Annotated in this window: 18 protein-coding genes and 1 tRNA gene; 13 read left to right on the top strand and 6 right to left on the bottom strand. The window is 42.9% G+C overall.

Features of this window, described 5'->3' with window-relative positions; genetic code table 11:
• Position 1: 1 nt before the first annotated feature.
• The 6 genes from MKQ68_RS22435 (at position 2) to MKQ68_RS22410 (ending at position 9,000) form a co-directional block, all read left to right on the top strand.
• Positions 2 to 601, top strand: coding sequence for a DUF4194 domain-containing protein (locus tag MKQ68_RS22435; protein ID WP_264281032.1), 600 nt, complete (start codon positions 2 to 4; stop codon positions 599 to 601).
• On the top strand, positions 576 to 3,974 hold the full coding sequence (locus tag MKQ68_RS22430) for an ATP-binding protein (RefSeq protein ID WP_264281031.1): 3,399 nt from the start codon (positions 576 to 578) through the stop codon (positions 3,972 to 3,974). Before MKQ68_RS22435 ends, MKQ68_RS22430 begins: the two co-directional genes overlap by 26 nt.
• Positions 3,971 to 5,107 (top strand): Wadjet anti-phage system protein JetD domain-containing protein, encoded by a 1,137-nt coding sequence (locus MKQ68_RS22425; RefSeq protein ID WP_264281030.1) that lies wholly within the window; start codon positions 3,971 to 3,973, stop codon positions 5,105 to 5,107. The genes MKQ68_RS22430 and MKQ68_RS22425 overlap by 4 nt, the downstream gene beginning before the upstream one ends.
• Before the next feature lie 43 nt (positions 5,108 to 5,150).
• On the top strand, positions 5,151 to 6,968 hold the full coding sequence (locus MKQ68_RS22420; RefSeq protein WP_264281029.1) for a gamma-glutamylcyclotransferase family protein: 1,818 nt from the start codon (positions 5,151 to 5,153) through the stop codon (positions 6,966 to 6,968).
• A gap of 363 nt (positions 6,969 to 7,331) precedes the next feature.
• Complete coding sequence (locus tag MKQ68_RS22415) at positions 7,332 to 8,114, top strand: type IV toxin-antitoxin system AbiEi family antitoxin (RefSeq protein WP_264281028.1); 783 nt, start codon at positions 7,332 to 7,334, stop codon at positions 8,112 to 8,114.
• Positions 8,095 to 9,000: a nucleotidyl transferase AbiEii/AbiGii toxin family protein gene (locus MKQ68_RS22410; protein ID WP_244836443.1), complete on the top strand. Its 906-nt coding sequence runs from the start codon at positions 8,095 to 8,097 to the stop codon at positions 8,998 to 9,000. Before MKQ68_RS22415 ends, MKQ68_RS22410 begins: the two co-directional genes overlap by 20 nt.
• Before the next feature lie 63 nt (positions 9,001 to 9,063).
• On the opposite strand, the gene MKQ68_RS22405 is transcribed toward MKQ68_RS22410, so the two are convergent.
• The 4 genes from MKQ68_RS22405 to MKQ68_RS22390 all read right to left on the bottom strand — a co-directional run bounded on the left by MKQ68_RS22405 (position 9,064) and on the right by MKQ68_RS22390 (position 14,794).
• The gene (locus MKQ68_RS22405) at positions 9,064 to 12,831 is read right to left on the bottom strand and encodes a tetratricopeptide repeat protein (RefSeq protein WP_264281027.1); all 3,768 of its coding nucleotides are present in this window, start codon (positions 12,829 to 12,831) and stop codon (positions 9,064 to 9,066) included.
• Entirely contained in the window at positions 12,809 to 13,261 is a 453-nt protein-coding gene (locus MKQ68_RS22400) for a hypothetical protein (protein WP_264281026.1), read from the bottom strand. The genes MKQ68_RS22405 and MKQ68_RS22400 overlap by 23 nt, the downstream gene beginning before the upstream one ends.
• Complete coding sequence (locus MKQ68_RS22395; RefSeq protein ID WP_244836437.1) at positions 13,258 to 14,262, bottom strand: hypothetical protein; 1,005 nt, start codon at positions 14,260 to 14,262, stop codon at positions 13,258 to 13,260. The genes MKQ68_RS22400 and MKQ68_RS22395 overlap by 4 nt, the downstream gene beginning before the upstream one ends.
• 313 nt (positions 14,263 to 14,575) lie before the next feature.
• A complete protein-coding gene (locus tag MKQ68_RS22390; protein ID WP_244836436.1) occupies positions 14,576 to 14,794 on the bottom strand; it encodes a helix-turn-helix transcriptional regulator in 219 nt (72 codons plus the stop codon).
• A gap of 564 nt (positions 14,795 to 15,358) precedes the next feature.
• Between MKQ68_RS22390 and MKQ68_RS22385 the strand changes: the two genes are divergently transcribed.
• The 7 genes from MKQ68_RS22385 to MKQ68_RS22355 all read left to right on the top strand — a co-directional run bounded on the left by MKQ68_RS22385 (position 15,359) and on the right by MKQ68_RS22355 (position 20,119).
• Entirely contained in the window at positions 15,359 to 16,099 is a 741-nt protein-coding gene (locus tag MKQ68_RS22385) for a sensor histidine kinase (protein ID WP_244836435.1), read from the top strand.
• An 18-nt stretch (positions 16,100 to 16,117) separates the two neighbouring features.
• Positions 16,118 to 16,567, top strand: a complete 450-nt coding sequence (locus MKQ68_RS22380; protein ID WP_264281025.1) for a hypothetical protein — start codon at positions 16,118 to 16,120, stop codon at positions 16,565 to 16,567.
• A complete protein-coding gene (locus MKQ68_RS22375; RefSeq protein ID WP_244836434.1) occupies positions 16,564 to 17,142 on the top strand; it encodes a hypothetical protein in 579 nt (192 codons plus the stop codon). The genes MKQ68_RS22380 and MKQ68_RS22375 overlap by 4 nt, the downstream gene beginning before the upstream one ends.
• Before the next feature lie 12 nt (positions 17,143 to 17,154).
• Positions 17,155 to 17,460: a hypothetical protein gene (locus tag MKQ68_RS22370; protein ID WP_244836433.1), complete on the top strand. Its 306-nt coding sequence runs from the start codon at positions 17,155 to 17,157 to the stop codon at positions 17,458 to 17,460.
• 524 nt (positions 17,461 to 17,984) lie between these two features.
• Complete coding sequence (locus MKQ68_RS22365) at positions 17,985 to 18,233, top strand: hypothetical protein (RefSeq protein WP_264281024.1); 249 nt, start codon at positions 17,985 to 17,987, stop codon at positions 18,231 to 18,233.
• A 75-nt stretch (positions 18,234 to 18,308) separates the two neighbouring features.
• On the top strand, positions 18,309 to 18,548 hold the full coding sequence (locus MKQ68_RS22360; RefSeq protein ID WP_244836431.1) for a hypothetical protein: 240 nt from the start codon (positions 18,309 to 18,311) through the stop codon (positions 18,546 to 18,548).
• Positions 18,545 to 20,119: a recombinase family protein gene (locus MKQ68_RS22355; RefSeq protein WP_264281023.1), complete on the top strand. Its 1,575-nt coding sequence runs from the start codon at positions 18,545 to 18,547 to the stop codon at positions 20,117 to 20,119. The genes MKQ68_RS22360 and MKQ68_RS22355 overlap by 4 nt, the downstream gene beginning before the upstream one ends.
• Here the strand turns inward: MKQ68_RS22355 and MKQ68_RS22350 are convergent.
• A tRNA-Phe gene (locus MKQ68_RS22350) sits at positions 20,112 to 20,184 on the bottom strand. The genes MKQ68_RS22355 and MKQ68_RS22350 overlap by 8 nt on opposite strands.
• Positions 20,185 to 20,274: 90 nt before the next feature.
• A complete protein-coding gene (locus MKQ68_RS22345) occupies positions 20,275 to 21,024 on the bottom strand; it encodes a DUF3050 domain-containing protein (RefSeq protein ID WP_264281022.1) in 750 nt (249 codons plus the stop codon).
• Positions 21,025 to 21,081 lie beyond the last annotated feature (57 nt).

Here is a 21,081-nt window from a genome sequence, read left to right as displayed (position 1 = left end):
TATGGAAACTGCGATCGGTCGTTCACTGTACGCCCATGTTATTATCAAGCTGCTGCAAGGCCCTATCTACTCCGATGACAAAGCGGCCTGGCGTGATCTTGAGGTCTGGAAGTCGTCCATACAGGAGTACTTTGGCAAGATCGGCATCGACCTCGTCATCAGTGAAGCTGACGGGTTTGCACGCATTGTGCAGCCGAAGGAAGCGGAGGATGAAGAAAACCCATTGCCACGCCTGATGCGCAAGCAGACACTGAACTACGAGACCACGTTATTGTGCGTGATCCTGCGGCAGATGCTCGAAGAGTTCGATATCAAAAGCGAGGGAACAAAACTGTTCCTAACACAGAAGGACATCAAGGAAGGTATCGAACTTTTCTACAAGGAACAGACGAACAAGAGCAAACTCTGGAAGGAGCTGTCCAGGCCTATCAACAGCCTAATGAACATCGGTGTGCTCAAGCTGACGAGGGAAGACACGGTCAATAAGGACAACAACCAATACGAAGTAAAACGGATCATCAAAGCACTTGTGGATAATGAGAAACTGGAGGAGATCAAGTTAAAGCTAGAAGCCCATGCCAACACTATTCAATCAGAATAACGCCGAAGGCGGATATCGCCTGCGGTATATGGAAATTTTCAATTGGGGAACCTTCCACGGCAAGGTCTATAAAATATCGCCCAATGGGAAGACCTCGCTGCTGACAGGGGCAAATGGCAGTGGCAAGACCACCCTGATCGATGCCCTGCTAACGCTGCTCGTTCCAAGCGGCAAGCGTTTCTATAACCAGTCCTCAGGCACCGACCAGAAGAAGGACCGGGATGAAAACTCCTATTTCTGGGGCAATTACGGCAAAACCTTTCTCGAATCGGAAGAGCGTTCCAGTACGGAGCAGCTACGAAAAAAATCGGATAATCCGTATTCCGTGCTGCTGGCATGCTTTCAGAACGCAGGTACCCAACACACTATTACACTGGTGCAGATACGTTGGTACAGTGCAGGCTCGCTCAAGAAAGTGTTCATCGTGGCTCCCTATCCCCTTAACATCAACGACCATTTTGGAACAGGGCATTTCGATATACGCGGCGAATGGAGGAAGAAGCTGATGCGGCAGTACGCCAAGACCGATTTATTTGACAGTTTCAAGGATTATGCGGCGCGGTTTAGCGAACTTTTTGGGCTTAAGGAAAAAGCACTCTCGCTTTTCAACCAGACCGTGGGCATTAAGGTACTGGGCGACCTCACACAGTTCATCCGTAGTCAGATGCTCGAAGAGCCTTTCGCAGAGGAACAGTTCAAGAACCTGTATGACCATTACACAGACCTGATGCTCAGCCACAAAGCCATCCAGAAAGATGAACGGCAATTGCAGTTGCTGGAGCCTGTCATCAAGCACAAGGAACTGCTGGCCGATGCTGACACACGACTGCAAGAAGTTTCTACCATTCAGGAACAGCTCCCTTGCTTCCTTGATAGCCTGGAACTTGACCTGCTGGAACAGCATATCCAGCAACTGGAAAAGGACATCAGCGCTGACAAAAGCGAGATGCTGGAAGTGGAAAAAGCTATCGTTCAACTGGAAGCCGAACAAAAAAACCTGATCACCCAAAAGGCATCGCTCAACATTGATGTGCAAATCCAGTTGCTGGAGAACAACAGGAGTTCCGAAGTAAGGGAAAGGGACAACAAAAAAGCACAATCGGATGACTATAGCAAGCTTGCCGAAAAGCTGGGTTTGCATACCGAACCGACAGAAGCCTCCTTTAAAGAGAACCTTGTGCAGGCAGAGCAGCTCAACAACAAACTGGAAACGGAATACAACCAATTGTTACATTCCCGTTTCATTGCGCGTTCAGCCAAAGAGAAAAACGACAACGAGATTGCATCCATCGAAGAAAATATAGCTTCCCTACAGGCCAGGCGCAACCGTATCCCTCAGGAACTTGTCCATGTGCGGGCACGCCTGGTCGAACTCCTGGAAACTGGGGAAGACGAGCTTCCTTTTGTTGGAGAACTATTGAAAGTAAAGGACGGCGAAAGCCATTGGGAGGATGCCATCGAAAGGGTACTGCACAGTTTTTCCATGCAGCTGCTGATACCAGAGAAATACAACAAGGCAGTTAACCATTTTGTCCATACCAATAACCTCAGGACTAAACTTGTTTACCAGCGCATCGATGGAAGGGGTAGTGACACCTTAAAACGATGGCCAACCGGCAACGATGAACTCGTTAATAAATTGGACATCAAACAATCGGGGGCTTACAGTAAATGGCTGGAACAGCAATTACTCGAAAGATTCAATTATTTCTGCACGGACGAACTGGACATTTTCCATGACTCCTTTAAGGCCATTACTTCCAACGGCCTTATCCGCAACGCAAACCGCCATGAGAAGGATGACAGGCCCAATCGCTGGAGCAAGCTCCACTACACGCTGGGGTGGGACAACAAGGAAACTATACAGCTGCTGGTACAGGAAAAGCAGCGGCTTCAAAAAGAGAGCGATAGGCTGTTTCAACAGGAACAGTCACTCACGCCAAGGATAAAATCCATTGAGGAAAGGCGGCCGCTCATTATCTTGATAGCGGACGTGAAATCCTATCAGTCAATCAACTGGCAGCAACATGCGGTCAAGATCGAAGGCATTAACCGGCAGATTGATGAGCTTAGGAAAACTTCTGATAAATATGAAACGCTGACGCTACAGCTTGAGGAAGTTGAAAAGGTTCTTGGCAACAGAAGGAGGGATAAGGAAGGTTATCTCAAGAGGCTCGGTAAAAAGGAAGAAGAGCACAACCAAAGTAACTTACGCAAACTGCAGCTACAGACTGAGCCGTTAGCGGACGAAACAATGCAGCGCATATCGGCTTTCATCCAGGAAGCGGAAATTGAAAAACTGCAACCCGAGAGCCTTGCAGAACTTTCCTTGTTCAGGAAGAAACTGACCGAGAAGGTCAATGGCAGCCACCGGCTGGCAAGCGATGGCCTCAATAAACTTCAAATCACAACGGTATCTCTCATTAGTAAGTTCGTGAATCCATCGGAAAGCATACTGAAAGAATTTCCTGACTGGAGTGGCGATGTCATGAACATCAGTGCAGACCTCAATAGCCTGAATGAATTGGAAGATCTTTACCGGACGATCAGGAACCAGCGGCTGGTGGAACACAAGCGCAGGTTCAAGGACTATATGGACAAGAGTATGCTGGATGCGCTTACCAATTACCGGGCATGGTTGACAACTGAAGAGGACAAGATCAAGGAGATTATAGAAGAGCTCAACATCCCGTTGAAGAAAATTACCTTCAACAAGAATCCCGATACCTATCTCCAACTGGAGTGTAGGGCAAACAAGGAGCAGGGTATCAAGGAATTCAAGGAGAAACTCAGTGCCACCATTCCAAATACCATCGAGTTTGCGGCGCAGAAGGATGAGGCATACAGGGAAGCAGTTTTCAACAGAATCAAGGACCTGATCAGCGAACTGCAAAAGGAAGAAACCTGGCGGCGCAGGGTAACGGATGTACGGAACTGGCTTACGTTCAGTGCAAGGGAATATTCTTTTGCGGAAGGGAAAGCTGGCCAGTACCACGACAACACAGCGAGTTATTCGGGAGGACAGAAGGCGCAGTTTACCTATGCGATACTCGGTGCTGCCATTGCCCATCAGTTCGGCATCTTCCAACCCGGCAAGCAATACAAAAGCCTGCGGTTTATCACTGTGGACGAAGCGTTCAGCAAGCTCGACCCAGAGAAAAGCCAATTTCTCATGGAGTTTTGCGAGCAGTTGAACTTACAGCTATTGGTGGTAACACCGCTTGATAAGATCAATATTGCAGAGCCCTATATCAATGCAGTGCACTTCGTGGAAATCAAGAACAAACAACATTCCGTTGTTTATAATCTGACAATGGATGAATATTACCAAAAGAAAGAAGAGTTCAAACAACTCGCCGAACAATCAGCATGATAACACCCAACGAACTGCTTGCAAAGGCCGACAAGCTTTTTTTCAGAATCGTCTCATCACAGCTAAAGGGTGAGAACAGCTTCCCTTTGAACATTCCCGCCAACAAGCAGTTCTCGGGCAGCAATTTCAGTGACTGGAAAAATGACCTTTTGCCACTGTATCAGCAATCCAAAAAGGAAAGGGGCAAAGGTTACTCGATCGACTGGAAAGAGCGTACTGTCAATGGCAGCAAGCAATCGGTTCCTGTCAGGATATATTTTGATACGATGGAAGACTTCCTTCACTTCACAAAGCGGGAACTGAACCATGCTGCAATACAGCGTGCCTATGCAAACCTTTCAAGCTGTTTCCCTGCACTAAAACAATGGGCAGCTGAACATCCTGCTGTATTGCTTGAACAGGAAGCTATCTGGGAAGACGTGATCAAGGTGTGCAGCTATTTTACTAGCCATGCCCCGCCGCATCCGTATTACATCCGTGAACTTCCCATCGAAGTGCATTCCAAGTTCATCGAGCAGAACAGTCAGCTGTTGCGCAAGCTGCTGGACATATTGCTGCCACCAGAAGCCATCAATATTTCCAGCAATGATTTTTCGCAACGCTACCATCTCAAGAAAATCGCTCCTTATACACAAATCAGGATTCTGGATGATGCGCTGAAACCACATCTCGGATATGATGAATGTTCGCTTTCATTAGAAGATGCAGCGTGGCTGCAATGGGTGCCGGAGTACGTTTTCATTATCGAAAATCAAACATGCTTCATTACTTTCCCCAAAATGAAGAATGCGGTGGCCATTTTTGGTGAAGGCTTCAAGAGTAGGTTGAGCAGACACCTGCCCTGGCTTGCCAAAACAAAACTGTTCTGCTGGTTTGACCTTGATGCAGCAGGTTTTGAAATGGTGAACATGGTGCGGGAAAGCTATCCCGATGCAGAATGCTTCCTGATGGATGCACAAACCTATGCAGCGTTTGATCGTTTCGCAGTAACCAACAAGAACAAGCCGAAACAATTGCCCTTGCTCCATGCCGATGAAAAGAGGATGTACAAATTCCTGACACAAAACAGTAAGCGGCTGGAGCAGGAGCGGATACCTCAAAAACATGTAACCGATTCCATAACCATGTTGTAATAAACTGCTTGCGGACAATACAATCAACCTTTAAAATATTGATATGTACTATTTTGCTTATGGTTCAAATATGTTCACCTACCGTCTTGAAAAACGTATCGGTAAAGTGCAGGTGATTGGTATTGCAAGCCTACCCAAATATAAACTCGCGTTGCACAAGGTTTCCAAAGATGGTTCTACCAAAGCAAATGCCTTCTACACTGGCAAACAGGAAGATATACTACAAGGTATTTTGTTTGACATTGATGAAACCAGGAAACCTAAGTTGGACAAAGAAGAGGGATTGGGAAAAGGTTACCATGAGGCCGAGGTCAACGTCCTATTAATAGGTACAGAGACTGAAGTGCAGGCATTTACCTATATTGCTGATACTATCGATGAGTCGGGCGAAATTCTTCCTTATGACTGGTACATGGATTTCATTGTTGCGGGAGCGGAAGAGCATCATCTTTCGGACGCATATATCAAACTCATCAAAAGTCTTCCTTATTCCACCGATAGTGACATGAACCGTGCAAGTCTCAACCGCTACATCATAAAGGAAGCAGGATACATCCGTAAATCACTGAGTCCCTTTTTTGCATCTATTGCAGAAATGGAAAAGAGCAAAGATGTCGAAATTCAAATAGCAGGGTCTGTTTTCAACAAAAGAATAATCAAGATCTCAAAAACAGATGGTGTTTTTGAATTTCAGACCACTACCGTTATTGAAGCGGGCAAACAAACCCACAAAGAGCTTTCAGTAAGGGGCAAACACTTAAATTTATCGGAAAAAAATGATGTGAAATGGGTTGTTGACGGAAAACATTTCCTGATTAACAACATTGGTTACGACCATGATAATATGGTTAAGGTGATTTCAGGCGAAATCAATGCTTTTGCAACTTCACTACTGAAAGATGATGACAGGTCTTATTATCGGCTTGCGATACCCTCCAAGAACCGCCTGCGATTGGAAAGGGATTTTTTTGGCCTACCGTTTATATGTGACTACCGACTTTTCGGTGGGCTCATAAAAGTGTCTATATCGGGAAATGAATTCCAACTGTTCCAGGTCGAGAAAGACGGGATTTATTATATATTCATTGATGTGCTGCACGAAATACCGTTCAAGGATTTCCAGGTAAGTGCCAACTGCGTATTAATGTCTTACGCATTCCTGTGTGGTTATTACCCTGGGGAAGAAGGATACTTTTTCTCCTGTAAGGATTCCAATCTAACGGCACCAACCAATACTTCTTTCTTCAAACTTGGGGAAGGTGTTGAAGACCAATACATCGCTTTCACAACAAATCCTTATTGGGGAATAGACATGGAAAGTCGGGACCTGCATCATGAGGGTGCTGAAGAGGAAAGGGGGAAATTATATGGCAATATCAATCCCATTGCGCCGGAGGTGTTTGCCAGGATATGCGAATTAGCCTATACAGATGACCATTTACAAAGAGCCATGGTCCTCCTGATACGTAACCAGAACGCGACGCTCGAAATAAAAATCCCCACTCAATACGTGACCATTGAAGCCATAGCTAACGCACTGTCAAAAAACAATAAATCATTAAAACCAATAGAGGACGACATGCTTGCAAAAAAGTTGATTAGTCAACTTTCCGCCGTAGTGGATGCTTTCATTGCAGAGAACCCCACTTTGACAAAGGACGCACTAAGCCCATACTATAGAAAAATTGAAGCTATCAATGCACCGCCGAATGTCGATAAGCTAAGCAAGGCATTTGAAATTGTGGGATACACAGTTTCAAGCGAAGAGAAGAAAATCCTGAATGACCGCAATAGGTACCTGCATGGAGGGGCGCATACATTCGGCAGCATGGAAAAGGACTTCAAGGAATTTTTTTCCTGAGCCTACGGTTGCATTTTCTCATTTGTGTATTGATCCTAAAAAATGCAGGGTTTAGTGGAAAAATACCCAACCATGCCAAACGGTATGAATACATAACCGATAAGTATCTATCCAACGAAAATATCTTTACAACTATTTAACGGGCAAAACATTTAAGTATATAAAGCTGCCTTTTTGCTGGAATGTAGAAATTTTGAAGGCATATGAACAAAGCTACTCTTTGAAGCTAAAAGCCAGCACACTCGGCTTTAGGCAAACAGCTGGTTTAAAATAATTTAATTTTCGGTACTTTTAGTACCTTTAATTGTTTTATAATAAACTTACTTGAATGGCTTAGTTTAAATAATTTAATATAAAGGTACTATGAGTGCCGAAAAAACAACAAAAATAAACCGTCTTTTAACGTCACAGCCTTTTGGTATTGTGTTACAATCAGATTGGTTAACAGAACAAGGATATAACTCCGATCTGCAAAAACGCTATAGAAAAGGGAACTGGTTGAAATCCATAGGTACGGGAGCCATGATAAGAACTGGTGACAAAGTGGGTTATGAGGGAGCTATATATGCACTTCAGACGCAAAGTACTCTAACGGTTCACCCAGGTGGCAGAACGGCACTGTTCTTCCTTGGCAAGGCACATTATCTCGAGCTGTCGGCCAAAAAAGCGGTACTCTTTGGCAATAAAGGAGAAAGACTACCAGCATGGTTCCAGAAGCATGATTGGGGAATAGCATTGGACTATTACCCAACCTCTTTTCTGCCACCTGACATAGGTATGGTCGAGGTAGAGCTTAAAAATTTTTCCATAAATGTTTCAGGCGCAGTTCGCGCTTTTATGGAATGCCTTTATCTCGCACCTGAAAAGCAGGAACTCATGGAATGTTTTGAACTCATGGAAGGGTTGAATAACCTTCGCCCTAACCAGGTACAAGACCTCCTTGAAAAGTGCGAGTCGGTTAAAGTTAAACGGCTGTTCCTATACTTAGCCGAAAAGGCAGGACATGAATGGTTCCAATACTTGGTTTTGAGAAAGGTAGATTTGGGTCATGGGAAGCGCAGCATCGTCAAGAATGGTGTTTACGTGGACAAATACAAGATAACGGTTCCAAAAGAATTAGAAGAACATGGAAAAAGAAGCATATAAAAGGCAGGTTTCGCTTTTGTTGAATGTCTTGCCGGAAGTTGCAAAGGAAACATGCTTTGCAATGCACGGTGGTACTGCAATCAATCTTTTTGTACGAAATATGCCCCGCCTCTCTGTTGATATAGACCTCACTTATGTTCTTATCGAAGACAGAGCCACAACTCTTATTCATATCGGTGAAGCGTTGGAACGTATTAAGGCAAATATTGAAAAAGCTATTCTCAAGGTTCATGTTTCACATAGGAAGGAGATTGGCAAGTTGCTGATTGCAGAACAAGGTGTAGATGTAAAGCTGGAAGCAAATTTGGTTGCCCGTGGTATATTAAGTGATCCAGTAAAGATGCAGCTTTGTGAAAAAGCGCAAAATGATTTCGATGCTTTTTGCGTCATTCCGGTGGTGCCAGTTGGGCAGCTTTATGGTGGAAAAATTTGTGCCGCACTCGACCGTCAACATCCAAGGGATTTATTCGATGTAAAGTATCTCATGGCAAATGAAGGATTTTCGGAGCAGGTCAAAACAGGTTTTCTTTATTGCTTGTTATGCAGCGACAGACCGATAAACGAAGTTATCAGCCCTAATTTTCAAGACCAGCATTCTGCAATGGCAAATCAGTTTGCAGGCATGACTGACGAGGAATTTAATTATACAGAATATGAGGAAGTCAGGGCAGAGTTGGTTAAAACAGTAAAGGAAAGCCTCACTGAAAGGGACAAACTATTCCTTCTAAGTTTTAAAGATGTAAACCCTGATTGGAGCATATATGATTTTTCGCGTTTCCCGGCTATTGCATGGAAGCTGCAAAACTTAGGGCGGCTTAAAGCGGTAAATCCTGCCAAGCATAAGGAGCAATATGAAGCTTTGCAGAAGATATTATACAGCCTCTAAAGGTAATTTGAAGTAGGGTTTAGGGATTAATTTATAAGTTTTGAAAACACGTTATTTATTGTGTCAATGCCAGAAGAATCCTAAATAACAGATAGAAGATGCTGCGGGCACGAAAAAAAGGCTGGCACATAGAAATCGTCCCAACAGGATATTAAATAAATTATAGAGGTAGAGTGATAATATAGTTCGATAACAGAATGGGATGGTAGTCTTTTTTTCCGCTGCCGGACAGATCACGAAATCACAACCCGATCTAAAACCAAAGGCCAGTACGACTGTTTTATCTTCAGGTGTGTTTGCAAGAAAGGCCTTGATCTCGGCGAAATCAACATTTGCCTTTCCTGTTGCAAGTGATTTACCATTGACGGTGTCTTCAAGGGTCAGTTCTCCAGTTACTCCACCCGTTTTTAATGTTAAGCGGATCTGCCTTTCCTCAAATGTTTCGGATAGTTGTTGACAGTTGGAAGCTATGCTATGATTACCGAAGACCAAGCCGATTGCAGGAACTCCCCTTTCCCCTGCTGCCGGAACAAAAGTTATCGAGGCGAGATAATGCATAGCATGTTGCAGCGAGTACTTTTTTTCTTTGGTTTCCATGTCAATTGATTTTTTTATATCTACTTCAAAAGCCTTGTTCAATGTCTTTGAATCTTCAAGATTCGTGTAATCGAAGAAAAAAGCGAGTTTACGTGTAACGGGCTTCGTGTCTTTACGGGGTGATTTAACGGATGCGCCTGCATAATGGCTGGTGATACTTATGATTAATATGCCCAAGCAATACATTAGGCATTTATTGTCGGGAAATGTAGTCAAGTCAGCGCAAGTTTCGTAATCTGAATTGACTAATAAAGTGTCAATTGTTCTGCTATAATTCGTTCTCATCAGGAGTGTTTGAATATCGGCTGAAAACTCTTCTGCCAAATCCAGTGCAGCGCCTTCCTCCTCTATATCCCGACGATTCATGAACATAGCCGAGTAGGAATTAGCGGAAGGTGTTTCTGGCAAATCAATCATTTCAGGTGCAGCAAACAAAAACAACAGTACCACTAGTGCCATTTTTTTGGTTAGTACATCGGTTTTAAAAGCCATCAACTGTAAATTGAGCTTGGGTATGATAGCTGACGTGAAAACAGCCTGTTCGGATGTTTCGCGGTAGTACAACCCGTTTAAGGAATTGGATAGGATTTTTATGATTTGGGAAAGGGCTTCTTCATTAGTCAACTCTCTGGACTGATCAAGCATGATCGCCAATATCGTTCTGGCGAATCGGTTAACGGGTGTGGCTATTGCCAGTTGTACCAACACCTCGTTGTATGGGGCTTTATTAGATAATGAATTTCTATGGCAATAACCCGCGTATACCAAGAATTTGCGGATGGCATTTTCATTAAAGTTTTCCGATTGGTATTTCTTGGCCAGTTGTAAAAAACTGTTGTGAATCGTAGCAGGATCGTTGTGCAGGCCATCACCCATCATCAGATCTTCGAGTTCACCTACATTATCCTGCGGGCGATCTTTGATCGATTCGGCCAGTAACTGGTTGCCTTTTTCTAGGTTGCCTGTTTTAAAATAAATATCAATGGCCTGTAGAAAGCATTGCCGGGCATCTTTTGAATATTGCGCAATGGAGGAGAAAATACGACCGCTTTTTTCATACGCATCCGCCGCTTCAGCATCCCTGTTCATTACATACAGTGTTTTTGCCTTTTCTTCCCAGGCATGTGCCATCCCATACGTGTGGTTCGCCTGTTGAGCGGCGGCAATTGCTTTATCAGCATTTATTATGCTGAGTTCCATTTCTTCTTTCTGTCTATAAAGCGAAGTTAATATCCAGTATATCCTTGATTCCTCCTTCTTTAGCCCGATTACGTTTATCAGCACGAGTGCTTCATCATATATTTTTACCGCATCTTCCAGATTGCCTTCATCACGGATAATATTGCCGTAATTAATCAGGTTTAGGATGACTTTATCCGGCAACTGGTGTTGTTTGCATAAGCGGATGGCCTCCTCGCCGTACTGTTTTGCGGCAGTAAAATCTTTTTTCTTGCGGTTAACGGAAGTCAGTATGTTCAGGGCAATCATACGCAAGCCAAATTCCGCTGCATCCTCCGGCAATGACAAGATTTTCAATGCGTACTTTTCAGCCAGATCCTGGTGGTCTTCCAATTGTGCCAGTGACGAAGCGAGGTTGGCGAGGCTGGCGATCATCCCGGCGGGTTCATTCATTTGTTCAAACAGGTCGAAAGCCTGTTTGCCTGCGTCAGCGGCCTTGTTAAACTCGCTGAGATCCATATAAATCTTGGTCAGATTCACTAGGGCGCGCGCATGGAAAACATTTCCATACCTCGTTGTTTTTTCCATGATCGAATCTGCCAACTTCAATCCCTCTTCTTTTTCACCGTTCTCCACTAGGTCCATGGCCTTGATCATCTGGGCAGTCAGCAGCCATCTTTTGTTACGCAGTTTACCAAAGAGTGCAATTGCTTTTTCCAGTTCTTCGCTGGCTTCCTGTTCCCGGTAGAGATACCGGTAAACGTAAGCGAGGTGATAGCGGAGATAACCTTCTCCCAAACCGGTCTTGCGAAACTGGAGCAACGTTTCAATAAAGCGTATCGCCAATGGCAGATCACCGAGTGAAATAACGGGTGCAATACAGGATTCTCCAAACTCATTGAACCTTACAGGATCTTCATCTACTAATAGCACGGCGGCATTTAGGTAGTTATTATTAGACAGGTAAAAGTCAGCTAACTGCTTTTTGTAAGCGGATGCCAGACCATCGCACCCGATCCGCTCTAGGATAAATTCTCTGAAGACAGGATGAAATATTGTAAGATTGCTGTCCTGGTTAGTCAGCAAACCGGAAAAAGCTGCCATTCGATCCACTGCAGCGACAGGTGTTTCATTCCACAGCATTGCCAAATCACCCAACAATAAAGGCTGATAAGAAAGGCTGCAAAAGATCAAGCATTCCTTCGCCTGTTGATCGAGCCGCGCCCAGATAGATTGGTGATAGCTTTGTAGATCAGGCGGTAAGGGTCTGATCTGGAATTTGCTGAAATAGAATAAATACAACGGGGTGCCAGCTGAAGCCTGGTAGAGTTCTGTAAACTCCAATACGTTCAACGCTATTCCCTGTAGTTGTAAAAATGCCTTTGCTTCCTCTTGGCTTAATGCAGGGAGCCGGAAAGGATAAATGCCCGCAGGTTCCAATTCTTTTTCATTGCGCGAAGCATAAAGGAACAAGTTATTTCCTTTGTTCAGCGCCATGAGCCGCATGGCAAAAGAGTAATCTATTTCGAGATCATCTATGAAAAAAACAGTTTTACTTTCCTGCAATTCAGTTTCAAGGATCGCCAGACCGGTTTCTATATCTTGAATTTTAATCAGCGATTCGTTTCGGCCTATTCTGATCTTATTGATTAAGTACCCGAGTAGAAAAACCGGGCTGCGGTCACGTAATGAAATGTAAACAGGAGAACAATATTTCGATAATTGTAGAAAGCAACAGGTCTTTCCTGCACCTGGTTGACCCGTAAGAAGTACCTCGCGGTGTTCATTAACCTGTTGCCAAAGATCATCGAGCAACGCACGTTCCAATAAGGGTTTGTTAGCGAATTTTTTCTTAACTACCTCGAAATAAGAAATAGAAAATTGCAAGGAAAGGGTCTGCTGCTCCGCCTCCTGTATCCTCTCGTCCAATCGGTCTTGGTCGCCTACAAATAATTTCTCGACCTGCAAGGTGCCTCCATTCAGGTTGAGATTGCCGGCGACATTTACAATATCACGTTCCGACTGCTGGACATCAATTTTCTTTTTTCGGCTCATGTATGTTATAATCTCCCGTGACGTTGATAATATTTCCTTTTGCGTTCTGCACACCGACAGCTATCCCGGATGATTGTTCTATATGAACTGAGTTGATTTGTGCGATAGCATCTTGGTTTTCTTCAAACCATTCACGCAATACCCGTAACAATTCTTCTGGCATGGATGAGCCGGTCAGTTGCCGATAATTCTGTTCCAACGCATCTACTGCATTGCTATCTTTGGGCAGTGTGCTGTCGCAAATAGAACGTACAAAGTTTTCGCTATCGCTTTCTTTTTGAAAAAAACCTTTTAGTTTTTGAATAAGCGGTTTGAAATTCAAACCTTTCTTGAGCAGGTCATAGCCTGCACTCGCGGCTATCTTGGCTGCGATGTCTCCTTTGTGTGCAAGAAAAAAGCTTGTCAACGCGGCAAATAAAGATGTCATCATTCCTTGGATAAATAATCAGTTAAATAATCTTTGTCTCTTTTGAGTTGTTGCTTAATCAGCGGTTTGGTAAAAAAGTTATCCGGTGGAAAATAGCTGTCGAATGATTCGATTGTTTCCACCAAATATCTAAGAAGGTTCATGTCGTGGCCTGGACCAGCGGTTTTCAATTCGCTACTTTCCTGTTTTAGCCTTTCGGCTAATATCATATTACAGATAGCCTGTTGTATCTGCTGCTGGCTGAAATGCGGAGGAATGGTTTTAATCACTTCTGCAAGCCATTCCTGACGGTTGATCCGGTCTATGGTTACTGGAAAGAAATAAGATAGGTCCTGCCTCCGTCTTGTTGCAATGGCCTCGTGATCAACAGGTGTTTTTCTTTTTATATTGTTCTTAGTAAGCGGTTTGTCTTTTTTTACCAGAAGCGAATGCGCAATGGAATCCGATGGTAGATCCTCTTCCTTTGAAAACTGGAAAGAAGATTTGATAAAATAGGGCAGCAGTATTTTTTCCTCCGCACCTGTACCTATTCCGACAAATGCACGGACGATGATACGCCTGCCCTGCACGTAATTCTGTTTAAACTGAGCGTAGTTTCTGCCGGTTTGCATTGTCTTGCCTTTGTAAAAAAAGAATAAGATGGGATCAACGCGATCTTCCAACATACCATGCAGCATCCGTTTACAGAATAACTCTTTGTCTTGTGCAAAGGCAACCATATAATCGCCGTTTTTCATGTCAATAAATTCCATATGTACAGCCCTCTCATCGTTGCCTGATTGCTCAACCCACCTCACTAAAGTTTCTATGAACAACTGAGCATACTCCTCTACCTCGAAATTAAAGCCTATTTCGGTCGGCAATAGTTTACCTGTACTGTCAGGACAGTTGACATAAATCATTCCGATACATTTACCTTTATCAAAATATTCTACGAAGGACTGATCGGAAACTAAGATCATCCGAGGCTTTACACCATAGTCGAAACCAAAGTTTGTGATCATATTTTACCTTGAATTATCTTAATTAACTGAAGAATACAAAAAATTACCGCCTTGTTGGTTGATGTGAGACACGCTCCAGCATAGAACGAGCAAGGCTTGAGAAAAATGGGATTACCTGCTTTTAAAGTCTGCTAAATTAAGCGAGCAAAAAGCCACCCACACGCTGTAGATGGCTAAAATAAAAACATTAAATTTTCATATTGCTTTTCCTTCGCTCAATATTTTTCTAATAAAGCATCTTTTAGGCTTTCTTCTTCAATAGGTCATCATTCAGTCTTTAGTTTTACATCTCCGACCCTAGCTAGAAAACACATTAAAATTCCACAGACTTCATTTTGCTCACCAAATCAGCCGCTTCAACTTTTAGATACCGGGCAATTTCAAAAAGGGTTTCAATCTTAGGCTGTTTGTAATTTCTACACCAGGTAGAGACGGTTCCTTCTGTAACACCAACATTTTCAGCCAATTCCTTATTTGAAATCCCTTTTTCAGCCAAAACAGCTTTAATCCTATTAAACTTTGGTTTGTCCATGTTTTTTATTAAATAATAATCACCTGTATTATAAATGTACTAAGGAATAAATTGTTGATTCTTAATTAATTAGATTCTAAATGAATCATAAAAGGTTCTTTTGGAATCATTTTAGATTCTGAAAGATTGTTTTTTAGAATAATTATTTTATTTTTGGTTCCAATAGGATTATAATAGATTCTAATAGAATCATAATAAGATCAATTGGCATGAATTATTCTAAGACTTAAGTATTCGCCTATGGTATAAATCAAATTGTAAAACTACTTTTGCAATCTTCAACTTATTTGAAGCTTGCTTCTTCGATTCTCACCTGCGAACGTAGGAAATTCAACTGGGATGAGATCAGGAAGTAAAGCCCAAGCTATGGCGCGGGCTCTTCTTGACCATTCCCAAACCTTCCTACGGGTCGCAGATGGCAAGTTGAGTCCTGCGTCTTTTTTTATTCCCCCTTTGCTCCCGCAGCTATTCCCTTGCTTAAATATTTATGTTGATCATTACTAAAACTGTTATCCAATAGGGATACGGCATTACTATGTAATTAACGACCTAAAATCACCTTCTATGCCTACACCAGTAAACCATCTACCCGAATCTACCCCGCTGCCAGCAGATACCGAAACCATGAAAACCTTTATGGGGATGCTGGCCCATGAAATGCGCACCCAAGTGGCCGGTATCTGTACTGCCAGTACCATATTATTAGAGGAACGCGGCAGCGGTAAACGTCTGCAACAGTACCTCTCCCATATTAAGTACAGTGGCGAAGACTTATTGCATGTATTAGATAATATGATGGCTACAGCTACGGTAGGGAATGGGAACCTGGATATAACACTTAAAGATACCCGTGTCCAATTACGGGAATGGCTGAAATTGCACCTGCGTCAATATAATCTTATTACTGCCGTAAGGGATATAAAATTAAAAACGGTGGTTCATCGATCTGTACCTGAATATATCACTACAGATGTCATCAAGTTGGGGCAGGTATTGAAAAACCTGATAGATAACGCGATAAAGCACAGCCCACCCAACAGCTACATTTCCATTACTATTCATCCTTTAGGTGACAACCGGTTATTATTTCAGGTGACAGATCAGGGAGTGGGTATTCCTGAGGACAAAATTCATCTGCTGTTTCAGCCGTTCCGGCAACTTGACAACGGGCTTGCCGGAACAGGTTTAGGGTTGTACATCTCCAAACTTTATGCAACCTCATTAGGAGGTGATGTAATGATCGGTAGCAATCATAATAGTGGTACCACATTCCTGCTCCTGATTACCCATAAAACGGATGCCTGATTTTTAAACTAATAGCACATGCACAACAACAATAGCTATTCCCCTAACAAAGACCTGCGTAATACCATTACCCCCTATACCATCCCTTTGCATGAAAGGGCCTTCTTATTGGATGCGCAAATGCTAAAGAAGCATATTGATACGAATACTCTGACATATAAGGATTGGCATTTACCTAAACTAAAAGTAATCTCCTTTAAAGAAGGTCTCCTAATGCTATACAATATTAATTATAACATGACCTATAAATTAACCATTTACATAGCACATGACGGGTTACATATTTCCTGTGATTGCGACAGAAGGGTTGAAAAACTTTGTCACCATGCCTACTATGCACTGGCGCATATTATTTCCACGTTAGGGGAGCGATATTTTAGAATAGGGCCAAATACCGATTTTATAGAAATAGAGCAGCCACACAACAAGGAGGACAATACCATTAATTCCAAAAAAACTAAAAAATGAAAATTCATAAGTCAATAAGCCACCTGACAGGGAAAGAACAAAACGATCTGCATATTATATCCAAACGTATTGTTGAAAACATACAGCCCCAATTCATCTTTTGCTATGGAAACAGGGTTAAAACCAATTTGAACAGGAGTTGCCTTACAGAAAAACACAGGGTTGAAAAAACAACTTGCTGTTATGATATTCTCCTGGTGGTAAGCGATGAGGAGCCATTAGAAGATAGCGCTATTCTCCTGTTCACCGAACGCCTGCTTAAAAAAGAAGTACAGGTGAACGTTATTGTACATCGCTTAGGATACATCTACCATCAGATATTAAAGGAGAACTTCTTTATCGTAAAAATATTTGAGTCAGCCATTATTTTATACGATAAAATTCAAAAGCTGCAAAGTATGCCCTTAACAACGATGAAGGTGAAGCACACAGCAATGATCCAGAGTATTTATCTTTTGTATAAAACCCTTTTTGATGAATCAAAGGTTTTTATTTTAAAAGGGGAAGTATGCTATAAAGAGAATAATTACGTGCAGGCGGTACATCTGTTAAAGCAGTCCGTTATCCGTTCTTAAAAAGCGTTGGTAATGGCGGGTACAGGTTATGCCATAGCCACCGATAACATAGAGCGGTTGGTAAAATTTACGGATAATTTTACTGATCTGGCAGGTTATCTTATTGATGACTATACTAATGAGGGGAAGCGTTTATGCCAATTACTCACTGGTGATATGCCCGGCAATGCAAGCGACAAAGAATTGCCGACTTCTGTAGAATGTAGTATGCTAATAAACCGGGCCAGATTTTTAAGACAACAGGTGAATGATTTTCTATTTAAGAACGCTACGCATTTAAAATACAGTCAGCCCGATGCGATTAACGTAACAAGTTAAACGCTAAACGATCTTGGATTTACGGCAAATGACTTGATTGACCGGGGAAATCATTGTGAGATTCCTAAACAGCATTCGGGTAACAGGTGCAATGAATGGGTTCGTATTCATTACCGTTGCCAACCATTTTCCATTGCATACGCGGGATTGATTTTTATCTTATCCGCCTTTTATTTTTTACGGATCAGAACAACGGTTATCTAGGTTTTAAATAAATCCGAATAAAAACCAAACATTTCCAAATGAATACCGAATGGTTCCCGAGTGAATTTCAATTGATTTTCAAGTATCAGGCAAGCAGGGTGGACTTCCAAAAGCATTCAGTAGTCAATAGTAATAAATAAGGATCTATTTTATAGATGTAATGTAAAGGCAATAGCTGATTCCTAATAATTCGGGAAAATTTAGAAAAATTCAGGAAAATTCGGGAAAGTTGAGCCTAATTGCGCCCAAACCTGCCCAAACCGGAAAGTGCCCTTTTCGGCCATCGTAGCTTTGTGTTTTAATTATCAAAAAACACAAGTATGAAAAAGTTCACAGTAGAACAGTTTGAAGTACCAGGTGCTGCAATGGTGCAAGTGTCGTCACTTATCTGTACCCACGAGTTAGATCATCACATTATGGAAGTGGATGAGGAAGACGAGACAATCACCCTGGAATTGCATTATTCCAAACAAGACCGGGAGGTGATTCACCAGATTCAGGACATCATTTCAGCCAACAGTGAGGAGGACGAAGAAGAAGAGGAGGACGATGATGAGGATGATGAATAGCGCGGTTGACAGGGGCCGGGCATCCGGCTCCTGTATTTAAAAAAGATAAATACTTTTCAACCCAACTCCTCTTCTATGAACACCCTACACCCGGCATCCTTACAAGTCCTGCAACATAGAACGCATGACATTACCCCCGAAGAAGTAAAGGCTTTGCCAAGCTTCCAGCATTATACTGACGAACAGGTTGCGTTGCTAATACAGACGATAAAAACTTTTACCCGGATTGGCTACACCATTTTCTTTGAACAAGAAGCTATCACCGGGAAAGTGATTGATTTACCAATAGCAGAAAACAAACAAAAGGCAGCATGAATAAAACACTATTACTTTTTGATTCCTTTGCCAAAGGGAAGAAAATGCAGGGAATGCGTAGCAATAACTGCGTGATTTATACGCGTGTATCCACCAAAGAACAGGCAGATAATAATATGAGCCTGGGTACACAGCGTAAAATTTGTGAACAATACGCCAGCAAAGGTGGCTTACAGATTATGGGGTATTTTGGGGGAACCTACGAAAGTGCAAAAACAGACGAGCGCCGGGAGTTTAATAAAATGCTGGCCTTTGTGAAAAAGAGCAAAGAGCGGATTGCCTATATTATTGTCTATAGCGTAGATCGTTTCAGCCGTTCCGGTACAAACGCCATGTATATTACGGACCAGTTGAAAAAACAGGGTATAGTAGTGTATGCCGTTACGCAACCAACAGATGCTTCTACCGCCAGTGGCAGCCTGCAACAAAATATCCAGTTTATTTTCAGCGAGTATGATAACCAGCTACGCCGGGAAAAGTGCATGGCTGGAGTGAAAGAAAAACTCTTAACGGGTGTTTGGTGTACCGCTCCTCCAATGGGATATGATATTGTAAAAAGGGATGGAAAGAAGGAATTTGTTGTTAATAAAAAGGGAAAACTGCTTGGTAAAGGCTTCCAGTGGAAAGCAGAAGGAGTATCTAATGAAGAGGTAAGGTCGCGGCTGGCGGCTCACGGGTTAAAATTAAGTAACCAGCGCATATCCGACTTTTTACGGAATCCATTCTATTGTGGCCTAATTGTCCATAATGCACTGGAAGGCCGGGTAGTGGAGGGCATACAGGAAAAAGTGGTATCAAAAGAGGTCTTCCTACGTGTGAACGGCATTCTCTCCCAACGCCATCAGGGCTATAGCGTTAAACCAGAAAACGAAGTAGTTCCGCTGAAGCGTTTCCTGAAATGTGATTATTGTGGTAATTATTTACGGGCCTATAAAGCTTACAAAAATCAGGAATACTATTATAAGTGTAATACCCCTGGTTGCAAATGCAATAAAAGGGCTGATAGTCTACATAAAACCTTTCGGGAATTAATAGCAGGTTATACCCTCGACGTAAACGAAGATTACCGCCAATTACTGAAAATACAAACTATTGCCACCTACAACCAGCTAACACAGGAAAGTAGCCAGAAACGGGAAGGGCTGGAACAGCAGATAGAAGAGATCGACAGAAGGATAAAACGGCTGAGAGATCGCCTTGCGATGGAAGAAATAGACCGGGAAATGTATGAAGAATACAAGGCTAAATTTCTGGAAGAACGCCATGCCATAGCTAAAGAACTGGCAAAACAGGGAAATAAGGTGTCGAACCTTGAAAAATGTGTAGATGGCATCATTAGTTATGCCTCAAAACTCGCTGCTACATGGGATTCTGGCGGATATGCAGAGAAACAGAAGCTACAATTTTCCGTGTTTCCCGAAGGGATGCTGTATAATCGCAAAAATGATGAATGTCGAACTCCGCGTGTAAATGAAGTATTCCGTCAAATGACAGGACTGGTGCGGGTTTTAGGGGAAAAAGAAAACGGGAACAATACATCTAACTGTACTGTTCCCGCTTTAGTGGTGTGAGCCGGGATCGAACCGGCGACACATGGATTTTCAGTCCATTGCTCTACCAACTGAGCTACCGCACCATCCTTGTATCCCTTTGTGTTGTAAGGGATTGCAAAGGTAAGTAAAAGATTGAAACGTCCAAAAAATAGAAGGACAATTTTTAAACTTTTTTATTGAAGCACACCGCTCCATAACTTCGCCCGCCACTCCAAAGCTGCTATGGACGCGGCAGTTGCCTCGTTCCACTTTTGTTCGTCGTTGCCGCAGAGTGCAATTACCATTTCCTGCGCCAGCTGACTGTGGTGGCCGCCATCCACTTCGATATGCCTTTCCAGGTAATATTTAAAGATGCTTAATGTACCAGGAAACTTCGCGTCGAGGTCTTGCACCAGTTCGTGAAACATATCGGGAATCAGATCTTCCCTGCCGAAAGTAAAAATAGCTGCCATTACATGCAGTTTAGCTGACGCGATTACCCCAAAAGTAAACTGTAGAAAACCGGTTACTGCGCCGGGTAACACGCTTTCGGAAAGTACTTCATCGATCGGCGCTTTCGTGGCCTCTTTTAGCAACTGTAACATCGGGGCGGTATCGGCACCGGCCTGTTGCATAGCACGAAGGTACAATTCGAAGTGACTGCAACGATTACCCAGTTCATCTACGTCGCTCTCCTCGCCGGTTACAATTTCGTTGATCAGATAGCGCGTATCAGGAGTGCCCTTTGGCACCCAGGGTAGGCTGACACATGTAAGCTCGCGTTGCAGCGCCTTGAGAAGCGACATAAAATCCCAGACAGCAAAAATATGATGCTGCATAAACAACTTCACGTCTTCCAGGGATTGCAGTTTCTGGTACAGGGAATGTGTAATAACCTGTTCCCGTGCAGGAGCAATTGCTTGTTGTAATCGTTCGATGTTCATCGCTTAAAAATTCATCGCCCCGAACAGCTGTGCGGGGCGATTGTCGTGTCTTTTATG

Source organism: Chitinophaga horti (assembly GCF_022867795.2).
Classification (GTDB): domain Bacteria; phylum Bacteroidota; class Bacteroidia; order Chitinophagales; family Chitinophagaceae; genus Chitinophaga; species Chitinophaga horti.
This window is presented reverse-complemented; position numbering and strand designations above follow the sequence as displayed.